This is a genomic window from Blautia sp. HCP3S3_H10_2 (assembly GCF_052122375.1).
In the GTDB taxonomy this organism is placed as follows: domain Bacteria; phylum Bacillota; class Clostridia; order Lachnospirales; family Lachnospiraceae; genus Blautia_A.
Genome location: NZ_JBQKCL010000007.1, coordinates 256,674 through 272,742, shown reverse-complemented (window position 1 = coordinate 272,742; position 16,069 = coordinate 256,674). Strand labels below are relative to the sequence as shown.

13 protein-coding genes are annotated in these 16,069 nt (G+C 43.8%); 1 reads left to right on the top strand and 12 read right to left on the bottom strand.

Annotated elements, in window-relative coordinates:
• Positions 1-266 precede the first annotated feature (266 nt).
• Positions 267-1,007, top strand: coding sequence for a helix-turn-helix domain-containing protein (locus ACTQWB_RS10085; RefSeq protein ID WP_441501125.1), 741 nt, complete (start codon positions 267-269; stop codon positions 1,005-1,007).
• Between the two features lie 13 nt (positions 1,008-1,020).
• Here ACTQWB_RS10085 and ACTQWB_RS10080 read toward each other — a convergent pair whose 3' ends face one another.
• From ACTQWB_RS10080 to ACTQWB_RS10025, 12 genes are all read right to left on the bottom strand, one after another.
• Positions 1,021-3,882 carry a GH36-type glycosyl hydrolase domain-containing protein gene (locus ACTQWB_RS10080; RefSeq protein WP_441501124.1) on the bottom strand — a complete coding sequence of 954 codons (2,862 nt, stop codon included), beginning with the start codon at positions 3,880-3,882 and terminating at the stop codon, positions 1,021-1,023.
• A gap of 138 nt (positions 3,883-4,020) precedes the next feature.
• Positions 4,021-6,438, bottom strand: coding sequence for a GH36-type glycosyl hydrolase domain-containing protein (locus ACTQWB_RS10075; RefSeq protein ID WP_441501123.1), 2,418 nt, complete (start codon positions 6,436-6,438; stop codon positions 4,021-4,023).
• A gap of 105 nt (positions 6,439-6,543) precedes the next feature.
• The gene (locus ACTQWB_RS10070; protein ID WP_441501122.1) at positions 6,544-6,798 is read right to left on the bottom strand and encodes a hypothetical protein; all 255 of its coding nucleotides are present in this window, start codon (positions 6,796-6,798) and stop codon (positions 6,544-6,546) included.
• Between the two features lie 371 nt (positions 6,799-7,169).
• Positions 7,170-7,862, bottom strand: a complete 693-nt coding sequence (rplA, locus tag ACTQWB_RS10065) for a 50S ribosomal protein L1 (protein ID WP_441501121.1) — start codon at positions 7,860-7,862, stop codon at positions 7,170-7,172.
• 56 nt (positions 7,863-7,918) lie between these two features.
• Entirely contained in the window at positions 7,919-8,344 is a 426-nt protein-coding gene (gene rplK, locus ACTQWB_RS10060) for a 50S ribosomal protein L11 (protein WP_117852954.1), read from the bottom strand.
• A 68-nt stretch (positions 8,345-8,412) separates the two neighbouring features.
• Positions 8,413-8,928, bottom strand: coding sequence for a transcription termination/antitermination protein NusG (gene nusG, locus ACTQWB_RS10055; protein WP_441501120.1), 516 nt, complete (start codon positions 8,926-8,928; stop codon positions 8,413-8,415).
• A 16-nt stretch (positions 8,929-8,944) separates the two neighbouring features.
• A complete protein-coding gene (gene secE / locus ACTQWB_RS10050) occupies positions 8,945-9,169 on the bottom strand; it encodes a preprotein translocase subunit SecE (protein ID WP_173718538.1) in 225 nt (74 codons plus the stop codon).
• Between the two features lie 25 nt (positions 9,170-9,194).
• Positions 9,195-9,344, bottom strand: a complete 150-nt coding sequence (gene rpmG, locus ACTQWB_RS10045; RefSeq protein ID WP_117853039.1) for a 50S ribosomal protein L33 — start codon at positions 9,342-9,344, stop codon at positions 9,195-9,197.
• Positions 9,345-9,525: 181 nt separating this feature from the next.
• Positions 9,526-10,170, bottom strand: coding sequence for a 4'-phosphopantetheinyl transferase family protein (locus tag ACTQWB_RS10040; RefSeq protein WP_441501119.1), 645 nt, complete (start codon positions 10,168-10,170; stop codon positions 9,526-9,528).
• A gap of 65 nt (positions 10,171-10,235) precedes the next feature.
• The gene (locus ACTQWB_RS10035; RefSeq protein ID WP_441501118.1) at positions 10,236-10,625 is read right to left on the bottom strand and encodes an ATP-binding protein; all 390 of its coding nucleotides are present in this window, start codon (positions 10,623-10,625) and stop codon (positions 10,236-10,238) included.
• A gap of 107 nt (positions 10,626-10,732) precedes the next feature.
• On the bottom strand, positions 10,733-11,050 hold the full coding sequence (locus ACTQWB_RS10030; protein WP_441501117.1) for an STAS domain-containing protein: 318 nt from the start codon (positions 11,048-11,050) through the stop codon (positions 10,733-10,735).
• An 89-nt stretch (positions 11,051-11,139) separates the two neighbouring features.
• Positions 11,140-16,056 carry an amino acid adenylation domain-containing protein gene (locus tag ACTQWB_RS10025; protein ID WP_441501116.1) on the bottom strand — a complete coding sequence of 1,639 codons (4,917 nt, stop codon included), beginning with the start codon at positions 16,054-16,056 and terminating at the stop codon, positions 11,140-11,142.
• Positions 16,057-16,069 lie beyond the last annotated feature (13 nt).

The following is a 16,069-nucleotide window of genomic DNA, read 5'->3' as shown; positions in this document are numbered from 1 at the left end:
TACCTCTCTGTATAATAAGATTTTTACTAACCTGCCAGTCAGTAGTCTTATTGTACTCTGAGGTATTTTCAATTTTCAACATCCACGCTTTTTATTATACAGGAAGCTCCTTTTCAAGCATTCCTCTAATGCTTTCTCTTTTTGATGGAACTTAATATACCATTTTTATCCAGTCCATTATATTATTTCTCTTAACAAAATGTCAGATTCATGTCATAATATAAAAAAGACACATTTATTAATTATTAACACAAGGAGATACACATATGGAACTTTCCAAAGACTGGTATAACACCGAATTTGAAGCAAGCGAACAGGATTCAAAGCATCGTCCGCCATCTGTTGAGTATTCCTTTTACACAGCCGTCAAAACCGGAGATATGGAAGCCGTGCTCCAGAACTGTAATGCGGATTCCTTTTCCCAGCTGGAAGGCACAGGTGTTCTTTCCAGGAATCCGGTAACCAACCTGAAATATCATTTCGTCGTTACAGCAGCCATGATCACCCGGTATTGTATTGACGGTGGAATGGAGCCTGAGCAGGCATACCGGCTCAGCGATTTCTATATTTTAAAAATGGATTCCTGCACTACGATCCAGCAGATTTCCAGCCTTCATCATGTTATGGCGAAGGATTTTACCGGAAAAATGGCACTCCAGAAGAAAAGCTCTGTTCTCTCCAAACCAGTAATGCAATGTGTTGACTATATTTACAGCCATATCAAGGAACGTATAACCATTGAAGATCTGGCTGCCCATACAGGATTATCCACAAGCTACCTTTCCAGGGTTTTCAAGCAGAACCTTGGCGTTTCCATCAGTGACTATATCCGGGAGAAAAAAATAGAGAAGGCCACCCATCTGCTGCGTTATTCAGACAAAGCCATCATAGACATTGCCAATTACCTTGCTTTTTCCTCCCAGAGCCACTTTATACAGGTTTTTGAAAACTTTACCGGAATGACACCAAAAAAATACCGAAATAAATATTACAGGGCAATGTGGTAAATAAGCGTGGTTTTTATCCCAGAATTATATCAATTTCATGTACTTCCCCAGCTGGAAGGTTTTCAATTTTTGCTCTTTCCAGGCGGGCTCTTTTTTGTTGCTTAGAAACAGCTTCGCCCGAAGCTGTTTTTTCTTCCAGAACCTCTTCTACCAGTAATGTCTTTCCATCACAGAAGGCTTTCTGTATCTGTATTTCATCCCATTCTTTCTTCTTCGGGTTAGAGATACGGATAACAAATTTCCTGCCTGCAAATTCCAGATGCAAGGCTGCGTTTCCGTTCTCATCATACTGCTCTGCCATAAGTGCAGGTGCAATTACCAGATCACCAGACCGGCCTTTTACACCGAATACCTCTGTGATCATCGTCAGCATATACCAGCTGGCAGCACCTGTAAGATAGGCGTAAAGTCCTCTTCCCTGGTTATCGAAATATTCTGGAATTCCAGGATACATTTTGCTTCGTTGGAAATCCATGGCAGTATCCAGAAGAGTCTGCAGCACTTTATGCCCCTCTTTTGCATGACCTGTCTTGTACAATGCGTTGGCATACATAACTGCCATATGGGAAAAGACAGCTCCATTTTCTTTCTCCCCATAGGCGAAGCCAAACATTCTTCCCAGGTCAAATTTCTCCTCCTGAAAGTCTGTGTTCAGACGATAACCACCAGCTTTTTTGTCATACAGATACGTATCCGCACTTTTACAGATTGCCTGGATCTGTTTTCCCGTTGCAGTTCCACTCATAATGGCAAAAACCTGTCCGGTTAGCATCATGCGCACATTCTCTTTTTCTGCAGCACTGTGTTCAACTGCATTTCCGTGATTATCGTAATATCCGTTAAACCATCCCTTATCTTTGTCCTGGATCCACTCGTTTTTGCGGATATGGTCCATGAGCCATTCCGCTTTCTCCTCCAGATTTTTGTATACCAGATTCAATGGGAGTACAATGGTATTTCCGCATAGATTATGGGCACAAAGCTCTGTGTACTGCTGCAGAAGCTTCTGTTTATTTTGTGGACTGTTGTATAGCTGTTCTCCATAAGCAAACAGACACTCAATTTCCTCCGCAATTTCAATTTTATTCATCCCCCGGACGCGTTCAAGCTCCCGCAGTACAGCGGCGATCTCTTTCAGGTTTCCCGCATATGCACAGGTAAAAGCCACGCTCTCCCCTTTTTCCCATGCCATATCCAGCGCATCATTCCAGTCGGCTCCGTGAAGGCGCATCTCATTGTGGTCGCCTACATCGAAAAACGCACACAGATTCTGTAAAAGAATATGTTCCAGCACAGTTCCCAGATATACCTTTCCGTCATCTGTTTTCTGTCTGTTTCCATAACTGCTGTCCCACTTCTCATCATGCTTTGTTCCCCGTTTTGACTGAGGATCCTTGAAATACGGTATTTTTTCAAAAAGAATATCGAAGTCTCCTGTCTGATCCAGATACAATTTCGTCGTGACAAACGGCCAGAAACTATGATCCATCCATACTCGGGTAATATTGTTTCTGTCTGCAATAAATTCGCCCTGTTTGTTTCCTATTATAGTTGCATTTGTTCCGTCAATTCGGACACCAGCATAATTGTCAACGATCATCTGGCGTACGTCAGATGGCTCCATGATCAGAAGCGCCAGACAGTCCTGCCACAGGTCGCGCCAGCCCCGGCCACCTTTTCCATAATCATGATATGGAAGAAAAGAACATCCGTAAATTCTTCTGAGAATTGGCTGAAAGCAAATCCATTTCAGATAATTATCCGCTTCCTTGTCTCCGGTTTCAAAAGCCACATTTACCTTCTGGATCCAATGCTTTTTTACATTTTCAAACATTTCCATTACCTGGGCTTTCGTCCGTAATGAAGAGGTAAGCTTCTCAATTGCTTCAGAAATTTCGCATAAATGCTTTCCGATTTCTGTTTCTGAGCCCCCAAAACCACACTCGGCAATTCCTGCCAATAAAATATAACCGGTCTTTTCCCCTGGCTTCAGCATTTTTCTGCTAAATTTAATACCGCCTACAGCCTCTTTTCCCTGGATGACATTTCCACTTTTTATCCCGTGTTTTTCACTTCTCACAGCTTCCGGATTCAGGAACGAACCGCCTTCTCCTATAAACGCTTCTACTGTAGGATAAAATTCTTCTGGTTTTTCCCCGTTTTCTGTAGAGCCTGATACAAAATATGTGGTTCTGTTCTTCTGGTGTCCTCTCTCATCAAAAGATAATACAGGTGTCACTTCTACACCATAATCGGTCGTATGGATTCTGTGAAGCAATGACGTTACATGCCGGTGATCCCGGAGATTGTCTGCACTTCTTCCGTATATTGGAATTGCTCCTATTGGCACGATTTCCACATTTTTTTCAGAAATATTAGAGATTTCCACATATTCCACTTCCATGGCCCCTTCAAGGGTTATAAACGAGGTTACCTCTGCTTTTAAACCGTATCTTACTGACTTTCTGGAAAGCTTTTGCCACATAAAGCCAGCTTCCAGGATGCTTTCCTCCTGCTGGTCTGTGAACTTCTCCGCTTCCTGCCGTGCGGATTCCCCACATACAGACCAAATCCCCCATTTACCAGACTCTGCTTTTTTTTCAGGTTCTGAGCCGGTTTCCGTTGTGGTTTCTTCTTGCCCACTATATACGCGGCACCAGAAGTTCCTGGTATTGCGGTTATTATGCAGGTTTTCAATGCTTACCGGTTCCAGAAGGAAATGATTCTGATCCGTCTTGCAATCTCCACCCAGATTAGGCGTTATGCTGGACTTCAAACCTTTTTCACCGGCCATCGGCAGATATAGGCCACTGTAGTTTTCCGGGTTATGTATGATAAAGGTTCCGTTTTGGTCCTGAAATTCTATGTATTTCATCTTTTATTTCTCTCTTTCTGTTCCCATAATTATTCTTTTTTATAGCAAACGGACATGTCTGCTTACGCAGACATCACCATGAATAAAAGCCGATTGCTATAATTATTCAGAGATGATTCCCCCAATTTTACATATTATTTAAGAAAGATAAAGTTCCACTTCAGTCTCAGCCGACATTTCCTCCTGTGGAATGTAATTGCTCTCCATTTCCCTGCCATTCACCAGCAGCTTCTTAAACCCACTTTCAACATGTCCAGGATTTTTCACCACAATATGCAGGTGACAGCCACGGAAATCCTTTTCGATCTCAAATCCATCCCATTCCTTTGGTATGGATGGTGCGATCCGAAGTCCATAAAAATCAGGGCGCATTCCAAGAATTCCCTCCACGCATCCAACCATAACTGTAGATGCAGTTCCGGTAAGCCAGTGCACATGAGAGCGTCCAAAGTTCGGGCTTGCTTTGCCTTCTGTGAACTGTCCATAGCAATACGGCTCCAGTCTGCGGATCTGGGCTCTGTCATTCTGTGCGGCAGGAGCATTTTCCATAAAGTAACCAAACGCTCTTTCTCCATGTCCCATAAGTGCCTCTGCAAGAATGATCCAGCCCTGTGACTGGGAAAAAATCCCTGCATTCTCTTTCGTTCCTGCATTGTAGATAACAGCCAGTGCCCCCTCAAAGGCATGTGCATGATAAGGCGGATCCATAAGAATCGCACCATATTCCGTATTTAACCGTTCATAAACCTGCTCAAGTGCCTGCTCCGCCTGTTCTTTTTTGGCAAGTCCGCTGATTACCGCCCAGCTCTGGGGATTCAGCCACATATTCGCTTCTGGGTCTGTACGTTTCCCGATTACTTCTCCATTCTCTGTAAATCCACGGATAAACCGGTCTTCATTCCAGCAAAGCTTCTGGATCAGCTTTCCAAGCTTATCCTGGTTCTCATTCAGATACTCTATATATGCTTCATCCTTTTTGTACGCTGCAAACTCTTTCATGATCCTCATTGCATAATAGAACTGCAGTGCCACAAAAGTAGATTCCCCATCTTTTCCAAGTCTCAGACAGTCATTCCAGTCTGCATAAAGTCCTGCCGGCATTCCATGTTTTCCAAGATGATCCATGGAAAAACCAATCGCACGCTTCAGATGCTCATATACAGTTCCTTCATCTTTATTGGCAAAAGGAATCACTTCATCAATAAAGGACAGGTTTCCAGTTTCTGAAACATATTTATATACAGTTGGGAACAGCCACAAGGCATCATCTGCACGATAGGCCGGATGTCCGGTTTCCTGCACATAAGATGCATCATCCGGTGTATCCTCATGTCCTGGATTGTGCGTGAATTTCACCAGTGGAAGTCCGCCTCCATTGTCTACCTGCGCGGAAAGCATAAATCTTATTTTATCTGCTGCCATTTCCGGCGCCAGATGAATAACTCCCTGGATATCCTGTACCGTATCACGGTATCCATATCCATTGCGCAGACCACAATAAGTAAAGGACGCCGCTCTTGACCAGATAAATGTCATAAAACAGTTGTATGCATTCCAGGTATTGATCATTGTGTTAAATTCATTACTTGGAGTTTTAATCTGGAAATGCGAAAGCTGTCCATGCCAGTATCCGATCAGCTCTTCCAACTCTTTTCTGCACACTTCCTGACAATTTTCTTCATAATGAGCTATGATTTTCTCAGCTTCATTGTCCTTTTTCATCCCAACCAGAAAAGCAATTTCTTTGCTTTGTCCAGGTGCAAGCTTCAACACTGCCGTCAATGCACCACAGCTATTCTCATTGTAATTTCCCTGGCAATTCAGTCTGCCTGTGCTTACTCCGACCGGATTCCCATAACCATGATACCTTCCCAGAAACGCTTCTCTTTCCCCGCACCAGGAGTCCACCGGTACCCCTGCTAATCCAAGAAAACGGTCTGTTACATCCTTGTTATCAACTACTTCACCCTCATCAAGACAATCCAGATTCGCATGAATCATCTGACGCACACGATTTCCCCTGAACAACGTCCGCGTAATATACTGGGAGTACTGCAAATTCACCTGATCCTGCTCATAATTACTGTTGTTGGTAAATTCCGCATACCCCGTCACATTGATCTCCCGATCCCTATCCGAACAGTTTTCCACGCAAAGACTCCACACTTCATAAGACTGTCCCAAAGGTACATAATAACGGACCTCAGAATGAATTCCACTATAATCAGCCATCATTTTTGTATAAGCCGTACCATGATGACATTCACTCTTATACTTCTCAAGATCCTTTCCCACCGGCTGCCAGGAAGCAGACCAGAAATCCCCATTCTCATTATCCCTCAGATAAATATACCTTCCCGGCTCATCAAACTGATTAAAAATATATCTGAGAATCCGTCCATTCGCCCCCGACTTTGCGAAACTATATCCTCCCGCATTATTCGAAACAATCGCCCCATACTCCGGATCCCCCAGATAATTCACCCAAGGTGCCGGCGTATCCGGCCGCGTTATCACATATTCCCTTTTCTCATCATCAAAATATCCATATCTCATACCCAAATCCTCCTCGGCCCATACCCGGCCCCTATTTTCCCATATCATACCCCCTTTCTCCACTCCCATATACAAACCTCCCCCATAAAATGTCAAATCCATGACCTAACCGTCCCACCACTCCCCTTCGCCCTCCACCACCAGCGCAGCGTCCGCGTCCCTCCTTCTCCACTCCACCCTCCTCCCTTCCCGCACCTCACCGCCCTCCACCACCAGCGCAGCGTCCGCGTCCCTCCTTCTCCACTCCACCCTCCTCCCTTCCCGCACCTCACCGCCCTCCACCACCAGCGCAGCGCAGCGTCCGCGTCCCTCCTTCTCCTTCTTTTCTCCCCGTTCCGCCTCCCACCGCCAGCGCAGCATTCTCTCTTTCCATCCCCCCTCCTCCCTTCCCGCACCTCACCGCCCTCCACTACCAGCGCAGCGCAGCGTCCGCGTCCGCGTCCCTTGTACACGATTTTCCCGCCTTGAATACACAGCCGGGGGATGGTGCTGGGGCCGGGGGCTTCGTGGCGGGTTCTTGCAGGGACTTAGAGGGCTGGTGGTTACGTTGCCCAAAGATAAGGACACTGTCTGAGCTCCAACGGAGCGAGTTTGTCCTTATCTTTGGGCGCCCTTAGTAACCACCAGCCCTCTTAGACCCTGCAAGGTTCCTCCACCAGACCCCGGCGTACCTCATTCCACAACGCAAAAAAAGCACCCACCTCGCGGTGAGTGCTCTTCATTCTCATCTATTAAGCTAACTTGATCGGGTTGATCTTCACACCAGGTCCCATAGTCGGCGCAATAACAACGCTCTTTAAATACTGTCCCTTAAGTGTGCTAGGTCTAGCCTTAGCAATAGCTCCAATCAGCGTCTGGAAGTTGTCGCTTAACTGCTCCTCAGTAAAGGAAGCTTTACCGATCGGCACATGGATAATGTTTGATTTGTCAAGACGATACTCAATCTTACCAGCTTTGATATCATTGATAGCTTTTGTAACATCCATAGTTACTGTACCAGCCTTCGGGTTAGGCATTAAACCTTTCGGTCCAAGTACACGGCCAAGACGTCCAACTACACCCATCATATCTGGAGTTGCAACAACAACGTCGAAGTCAAGCCATCCTTCATTCTGGATCTTCGGAATAAGGTCCTCAGCGCCTACGAAATCAGCACCTGCAGCCTTAGCTTCCTCAGCTTTTGCATCCTTAGCGAATACAAGAACGCGAACAGTTTTACCTGTACCGTGTGGCAGAACTACTGCACCACGGATCTGCTGATCTGCATGACGTCCATCGCAGCCTGTGCGGATATGAACTTCGATAGTCTCGTCAAATTTGGCAACAGCAGCTTTTTTCACTAAGCTGATAGCTTCATCAGTATCGTATAATGTTGCGCGGTTTACTGCCTTAGCAGCTTCCACGTATTTCTTTCCTCGTTTCATTTCTATAACCTCCTGTGGTATTTGCGGGGAAAAGCCCTCCCACTTACTATTTGTGATTAATCAACTACTTCAATTCCCATACTTCTTGCAGTACCAGCAATCATGCTTGCTGCTGCTTCGATGGATGCTGCATTTAAGTCTTTCATCTTAAGCTGAGCGATTTCCTCAACCTGTGCTTTTGTAACTTTAGCAACTTTTGTCTTGTTCGGTACGCCGGAACCGGATTTAATGTTTGCAGCTTTCTTAAGAAGAACTGCAGCCGGCGGAGTTTTGGTTATGAAGCTGAAACTTCTATCTGCGTAAACAGTGATTACTACAGGAATGATCATACCATCCTGATCAGCTGTTCTTGCATTGAACTCTTTTGTAAACTGAACGATATTTACACCGTGCTGTCCAAGAGCCGGACCTACAGGTGGTGCTGGAGTTGCTTTACCAGCGGGAATCTGTAATTTGATATATCCTGTTACTTTCTTTGCCATTTTCGGCACCTCCTATGTGGTATTGGCGGGGGTATGTCCCTCCCACGATATTGTGTTACCTTTGTCTGTTACATTTTCTGAACTTCTGCGAAACTGATCACAACCGGTGTTTCGCGTCCAAACATCTCTACATTGATCGTTACAAGCTGCTTCTGCGCATTGATGGCAGTCACAATGCCTGTAGTCTCTTTCCAGGCTCCGCCTGTTACTACTACGGTATCGCCCTCAGCGAAATCAACGTGGACAGTCTCATCTTTGATGCCCAGCGGCTTCATTTCCTCTTCTGTGAGCGGTACAGGCTTGGATCCCGGACCAACAAACCCAGTCACTCCACGGGTATTCCGGACAACATACCAGGTATCGTCGTTCATGACCATGTTGATAAGAACATAGCTTGGGAACATTTTTCTCTGGACCTGCTTGGAAACACCATTACGCATCTCCACAACGTCTTCCAGAGGAACCCGTACTTCCAGAATCTGATCCTCAAGATGTCGGTTTTCAATTGTCTTCTCAATGTTGGCCTTTACCTTGTTCTCATAACCGGAATAGGTATGGACAACGTACCATTTTGCTTCTGACATACAATCACCTTTGTCCTTATTTGATTAAAAGATTAATGCATTCCAGAATGCCTGCATCCATCACACTGATGATCACACCGAGAATTACGGTTATGACAATAACAACAACTGACTGTTTCATCAGTGTATCGCGGTCTGTCCAGACAATTTTGTTGAACTCTGCCTTCAGCCCCTGGAACCAGGATTTCTTCGGCTCCTTAGCCTTGGCGGTCTTGCCTGCAGATTTTTCTTTTTCTTGCATAGCCTAACCTCACAATCTAAAGTGACTATTTTGTTTCCTTGTGCATTGTGTGTCTCTGGCAGAACTTACAATATTTCTTGGTTTCCATTCTCTCAGGATGGTTCTTTTTCTCCTTGGTCATATTGTAGTTACGCTGCTTGCACTCTGTACATGCTAATGTAATCCTAACGCGCACAACTTCCACCTCCAGTGTTTTCATTTGCATGGTCTTCAATCGCCTTTACAGTGTATCCGCCACCGCTTTTCAGGCATAAAAAAAAGACCTAACTTCCATGTCGCTTGTACAGTTTACCACACAGCGGACATATCCGTCAAGTCTTTTGCATATAATTCTTCATGATTTTTGAGGCAAAAAGTTACTGTTTTATAATATCTGTAAAGCCTTTCTGCATCAAAATAAAATCCGTTTCATTACAGACTGAAAAAATATAATCTTCGAATTCTATTGTCTTAAAAAAGCATTGTTTTTCTGAAGATTTTCCTAGTGTAAAGCCATCTGCTGTCCGGATTATTTCGAAGGAATCAAGGGGCAGACTCATTCCTTTACCTGTCATTTTCATATAGCTTTCTTTTAATGTCCAAAGTGTAAAAAAAGCCTTATTCTTGTCAGACGCATATTTTATATACTCATATTCTCCCGGGGTAAAATAATGCTCCGCAATCTCAAGTGGCGCATTCTCTGCTTTTTCAATATCGCACCCCACTTCATGGTCTGACAGGACTCCTACAACAAAATCGCCTGCGTGAGACACATTAAAATAGATCTTCTGCTTTTCCGCCACAGGCTTCCCATTTTCACCGTACTTCAGATCGTTTTCCGAAAGCCCGTTTTCATTTAAGATCTTTTTGATAATGATTCCTGCGCCAAGGCTTCTTTTACGGTCATCCGGTCTGTGATACCGGATGACCTTTTTTCTTCTTTCCGGCCCTGCCAGTTCCAGAAATCTTTCATTTTGCAAAGGATCTTCAAGATTATTAATATTGATTCTGTATAATTTCATTTTTGGTAACATTCAGCACAGGCTCACTTCTCCATTTAGGTGATAAATATGGTGTTTTGAAAAAACTAAGCAGTAAATTCCAGGCTTAAAATATTTTTCCCTTCTATATTACTGTAGTCAATATGGGAGCACAATTCTTTTACAAGGTTGATTCCCATTCCCCCCAGGTCAAAATCCTCGAAATCCTTTTCGATTTTGCTTTCCAAGGGATTAAATGCAATTCCATTGTCTGTGAAAGTGATCGTTACCTTATCTGTATTCTTAATACAACAAAACTGTATCCACTTTGCTCCGGAATAATTTGTAATATTGGAAAAAATCTCGTCACATGCAAGAAAAATTTTCTTCTTTATTCCATTTTCAACCGGAATCTCAAAGATACACGCTTTTATTCTTTCAAGTTCTGACAAATCACAGGACAGTTCCAGATATTTTTCTTTTTCGTTACCAGACATTGTAACCTCATCTCCCTGTTCCGTTTTATTGTTTCTGTTTACGATCCCGATTCATAACCGTTTCGCCAAGTTCAGAAATCATATGTTCACACGATTCAGGCTGCCTTTTATAAATAATTAATTGCTTCGTCTCTCAATATCAATTTTCTGGTCGAATCCGGTAAGGCTGAAAACGTCAAATACTTCATCCGAAACATTGATAATTTTGAAGCCGTCCTTGCCAGCCATTTTTTGTATGCAGCGATCACCAGACGCAGTCCTGCTGAAGAAATATATTCCAGCGCAGCAAAATCAAATACAAGACTGGTAATATCCCCGCCAAGAGCTGAAAGCTCTTTTTCCAGCTGAGGTGCAGTCTGGGTATCCAGCCATCCGCTGATTTCCATAGTCATTTTGCTTCCTTCTGTTTTGCTTACGATTTCCATTTGTATTTCCTCCTCTTAATCAGCTGCTATTTTGCAGTAATTCGCTTTATAATAATTTTTCTTCCTGTGAAAGTATTGTACTATTATGATTAATCAAAAAATGCAAGTCTGTCAAGTGCTTCTATTGCACTTTCCAGATATCTGTCATCTGTAACAGGCCATTTATAATCCAGTCTGTAAAGAACCTGTGCAGTAAACCGGTTGCTGTAATCCAGAGTGTAAATCTCATTCTCATTATGTGCCGTGTATGCGATAAGTCCGGAAACAACATCGGAGTCTTCACTGTTCTTTGCAAATTCCTTTACAGCGTTCTCGAATTCATCATCTTTTACAATATCAAGGTCAAATCCATAATTACGCATTGCATAGATCAGATCCGCCATATAAATATGGTGACTGTTGCATGCATGGAATACGGTAAATCTTCTGTCCGTCTGTACAAGCCTAAGTACCGCAAGTGCAGTGCAGTCAATTGGAGAAAGCTCTGCGATTTCATGCATACCGCCGATCGGGAATTTTCCAACAGCTTTATAACCTCTCAGACTGCGTAAGAATCCGTTTGTAATAAAGTTGATCTGGAATTCACCGTCGGAATTTCTGCTCATCAGATTTCCTACACGGATGATTTTGCCGTCAAGGCCGGCAGAAACAGCTTCCAGCACTGCCCTTTCAGCAAGGAATTTGGTGCGGATGTACTCGTTGGTAATATTCTGTCCAATATACAGATCATTTTCACAGAAAACCCTGGACATTGGCGGAACACCATCAGAGCCTTCCCCTGCAACAGAAACCGTGGAAATCTGGATCAGCCTGCGGCCATTATTTTTACAGAATTCAATCAGATTTTCAACTCCATGTACATTTATCTTTTCAAGTACATCTCCTGCTGCAAAGTGCTTCACACAGGCAGCGCAGTTGATAATGGTACTGAATTTATAGTCTGCAAATTTTTCCACCTGTTCTTTCGAGGTAATGTCTCCATCTACACAGATGATACGGTTCCTGAAGAGCTCCTGGCATGGATTATCGAAATAATACATCAACATATGCATCATTCGTTTCTCCATGGATTCATATTTACCCTTCCTTACCAGACAGTAAACCTTACCGTCATAATTGTCAAGATACGCTTTCAGAATATGAATACCCAGGAAGCCGGTTGCACCTGTGATCATAATATCGCCCAGCTGTTCCTTTGTTACCCGGTCAATATTTTCTTCCACGTTTCCACTGATAACGCTTTGGATCCTGTTGTAATTATAATCTGCAAATTCATTTCCACTCTGTGAATTTTCAAATGCCTCGCTATTGTCCACAATCGCCGCAAGCTCACGGATCGTAGGATATTTGAAAATATCCGCATATACAATGGAAATATTCTTGGAAAGACACATAACGGCAACCTTTGATGCGGTAAGTGAGGAACCTCCAATTTCAAAGAAATTATCCTCGATTCCTACCTTTTCAATCCCCAGTGCTTTTTCAAAAATCTCGCAAAGTGTTCTCTGAACCGTGGTAACCGGCTCTACATAATCCGCATTTGCTGCCGTGGTGATCTCTGGCATTGGAAGCGCCTTTTTGTCAATCTTGCCGCCTGGAGTGATCGGCAGCTCATCAATATGAACGAAAAAGGACGGCATCATGTAATCTGGGATAAGCGGCTCCAGGAAGGTCTTAAGCTGGTCATCCGGAATACTTTCGCCTGTATAATAAGCGGTTATATACTTGTTTCCACCTTTTTCAACCACCGTAACTGCAGCACCCTTAACAAGCTCATGCTTCAGAACGGCACCTTCGATTTCCCCAAGCTCAACACGGTATCCTCTTATTTTTACCTGGGAATCAATTCTTCCAATATATTCTATGTTTCCGTCACCTTTCATACGGACCATGTCACCGGTTCTGTAAAGGCGCTTGTCCTCCTCACATACAGAGAATGGATTTTCCACAAATACGGAGGCTGTTTTCTCCGGAAGATTATGATATCCCCTTGCGATCTGCCGGCCGGCATGGCAAAGCTCACCAGATGCTCCCACCGGAAGTCTGTTCAGGTTTTCGTCAACAATATAGCTGCGAATGTTCCGCTGGGATTTTCCGATCGGTATATTGTCATACTGTCTGTCAACCCAGAACTCTGTAGAAGATACTGTATTCTCGGTAGGACCGTAACCATTGATCATCTGGTAGGTTCTTTCCCGGTAATACTTGAATTTTTCGCCGCCCAGTGTAACGAATCTAAGTGCCGGGGCATCGTCAAGAAGCTCTGCAACCAGCTCACCCATCTGGGTTGGGAATGTTGCTGTTGTGATTTTTTCATCTTTTATGAATTTTCCAACCGCAACTGCATCTTTTCGTATGCTCTCTGGAAGGATATACAGTACTGCGCCTGCTGTAAGTGGGGCAAACAGATCTATCACCGATGCGTCAAAGCAGAAGCTTGCAAATTCTGCCACAATATCATCCAGTGTAAGTTTTCTTGTTATAAGGATATACTCAATCAGGTTCAGCAGATTCCTCTGCTCCAGCATAACACCTTTTGGTTTGCCTGTTGAACCGGATGTATAAATCATATAGGCAAGGTTCTCAGGAGCCGGAGGTGTAAGCTCTACAGAAAGTTCGAAATCTTCTGCTTCCTCTGCCACTTCGTCAAGGCTGATGATATTTTGGTCATAGAAGCCCACAAGACTGCGGTAACGGTTTATTACAAGCAGGTTTTCGGCGCCAGAATCCTTCAGCATGTACTCGATTCTGCTCTGGGGATATTCCGGATCAAGCGGAACATATGCTCCGCCTGCTTTCATAACGCCCACATATGCTACGGCAAATTCCTTTGTTCTTCCACACAGAATGCCTGCTGCCTTCTCCCTTCCAAATCCATTTTCGGTAAGCTTCTGTGCAACGTAATCCGACATCTTGTCCAGTTCTTTGTAGGTGATCTCGCCCATTCCGTCTCTGACTGCCGGTCTGTCCGGATATTTTTCCACAGCTTCCCGGAACAGATCTACAAAGGTCTTTCCAGCATGGAACGGATCATCCTCCATCCTTGTCTCTTCTTCAAACATAAGCCGGATGTCTGACGGATCACATTCCCTGAGGATTCCATCCGCTGTAGCTTCAAGGTTGTCAGCAAGATATTGAATGGTCTCCTCGTTATACATATCCCCTCTGTATTCAATCTCAAAGACAAATTTATTTCTTTCAATTGAAATACTGATGGAAACAGGTGCCTTCGCCATATTTAACTGAACAGGCTCTTCCTTTGCATATTCCCCGCCGATGTTATCAAATGCAAAATTATCTCCCTGATAGATGACCATTGCGTCTGCTTTGATGTTAAACTCATGGCTGATCTGTGAGAACGGATAAATATCATTGTTCATGGAATTGATCAGCTGCTGCTGGACATCATTCAGACAGTCCTCCGTGCTGCCTGAGAAATCACAGTAAACAGGAAGTGTCTTAACAAGCATACCAACGGTATCGGAAAGCCTGGAATCGTTTCTGCCATGATAAATCGTGGTAAACACAGCATCCTTCCTGAAATTGTATTTTCCAAGTGTGATACCAAAAGCGGAAATGAAAAATACATTTTCCGTAATTCCATGCTTCTTACAGAAAGCCTTCACATCCTGTACAGTAAATTCACTGGTCTCTCTGTGATAAAGCTCTGCTGTTGGAACCGGCCCGTTTTTATCCGGGTAGAAGTTTATACTTCCACCTGCTTTTTCAAAAATGGATCTGTAGTAATCCTCTGCATTCTTATATGTCTCACCAGCCAGCGCATCCCGGTTATCAAGGGCAAGGTCATAGGAAGTATAGACTTCCGTTTCAAGCGTTTCTCCACTGTAGGCCCTGTTGATATCATTAATGATAATGCCCAGGGATGTACCGTCAGCAATAATGTGGTGAATGTCAAGGAACAGATAATTTCCATCACAGGTTCTGTAAATCTCGAAGCGGAAAAGCTGTTCGTTAAACAGCATGTACGGACGAACCAGGTTTTCTTTGTTCATTCCGTTTATGATCTGTGTTTTATAGGCCAGGGCATCATCACGTTTCTGAAGAACCTCTCCTTCTTCGCTCATAAAGAGACGGGTCTTCAGATAAGGATGTGCCGCAACTGTACTGTCAATAGCCCTCGCAAGCTTGTCCAGATCTACCTTTTTGTCCAGCTTCAGAAGATATGGAATGTTGTAAATGGTGGATCCCATATTGGCAGTACACTCAATGAAAATTCCCTCCTGGGTATTGGTAAGAGGATAATTTTCCTGTATTTCTCTTGTTGTTTCTTTTCCCGCAGTTTTGACAAAGCCCTCCAGCAGCTGAATGGTCGGATTGCTCTTGATATCTGATGTTTTGATGACAATGTCAAAGGCTTTTGAAATCAGAATGTTCAGCTTGATGGCACTGATGGAGGTCAGTCCTGCTTCATAAACATCTGTGGTGATTCCAAATTCCGTATAACCCAGTAACTCTGCAATGCAGTCAAATAATTTCTGCTGGGTCTCATTCTGTGGCGGAATGATCTCTGCCACTTTTCTCTCAGGCATCGGAAGCGCCTTTTTGTTCACCTTCTGATTCTGGTTCAGCGGTATTTCGTCAATCTGCATGGTAACAGCAGGTACCATATATGCAGGCTTCGTTTCTTTGATAAATGCATTTAATCCATTTATGTCAACTTCGCTGTCAGATACCACATAGGCAGCAATGTACTTACCGCCGCCAGCTTCATCAAATGCAACTACCGTTGCATCCTTTATGCCTTTGTATCTTCTTATGACTTCCTCAACCTCTGAAAGCTCAATTCGGAAGCCTCTGATCTTAACCTGGGAATCTTTTCTGCCGATGATCTGGATATTTCCATCCGGAAGATATCTTGCAACATCACCGGAATGGTACAGCACTTCATAGCCTTCTGTAGCATCATAAATATTTTTCGTGTAAACCTCAGCGGTTTTCTCCGGTTTATTAAGATATCCTCTGGAAACCTGTAAGCCGGAAATCATCAACTCGCCACAG

What these genes read in the sequence shown, in the direction of transcription:
- ACTQWB_RS10085 (WP_441501125.1), top strand. Translation starts at nt 267, where the DNA reads ATGGAACTTTCCAAAGACTGGTATAACACCGAATTTGAAGCAAGCGAA.
- ACTQWB_RS10080 (WP_441501124.1), bottom strand. Translation starts at nt 3,882, where the DNA reads ATGAAATACATAGAATTTCAGGACCAAAACGGAACCTTTATCATACAT.
- ACTQWB_RS10075 (WP_441501123.1), bottom strand. Translation starts at nt 6,438, where the DNA reads ATGAGATATGGATATTTTGATGATGAGAAAAGGGAATATGTGATAACG.
- ACTQWB_RS10070 (WP_441501122.1), bottom strand. Translation starts at nt 6,798, where the DNA reads ATGCTGCGCTGGCGGTGGGAGGCGGAACGGGGAGAAAAGAAGGAGAAG.
- rplA (WP_441501121.1), bottom strand. Translation starts at nt 7,862, where the DNA reads ATGAAACGAGGAAAGAAATACGTGGAAGCTGCTAAGGCAGTAAACCGC.
- rplK (WP_117852954.1), bottom strand. Translation starts at nt 8,344, where the DNA reads ATGGCAAAGAAAGTAACAGGATATATCAAATTACAGATTCCCGCTGGT.
- nusG (WP_441501120.1), bottom strand. Translation starts at nt 8,928, where the DNA reads ATGTCAGAAGCAAAATGGTACGTTGTCCATACCTATTCCGGTTATGAG.
- secE (WP_173718538.1), bottom strand. Translation starts at nt 9,169, where the DNA reads ATGCAAGAAAAAGAAAAATCTGCAGGCAAGACCGCCAAGGCTAAGGAG.
- ACTQWB_RS10040 (WP_441501119.1), bottom strand. Translation starts at nt 10,170, where the DNA reads ATGAAATTATACAGAATCAATATTAATAATCTTGAAGATCCTTTGCAA.
- ACTQWB_RS10035 (WP_441501118.1), bottom strand. Translation starts at nt 10,625, where the DNA reads ATGTCTGGTAACGAAAAAGAAAAATATCTGGAACTGTCCTGTGATTTG.
- ACTQWB_RS10030 (WP_441501117.1), bottom strand. Translation starts at nt 11,050, where the DNA reads ATGGAAATCGTAAGCAAAACAGAAGGAAGCAAAATGACTATGGAAATC.
- ACTQWB_RS10025 (WP_441501116.1), bottom strand. Translation starts at nt 16,056, where the DNA reads ATGATTTCCGGCTTACAGGTTTCCAGAGGATATCTTAATAAACCGGAG.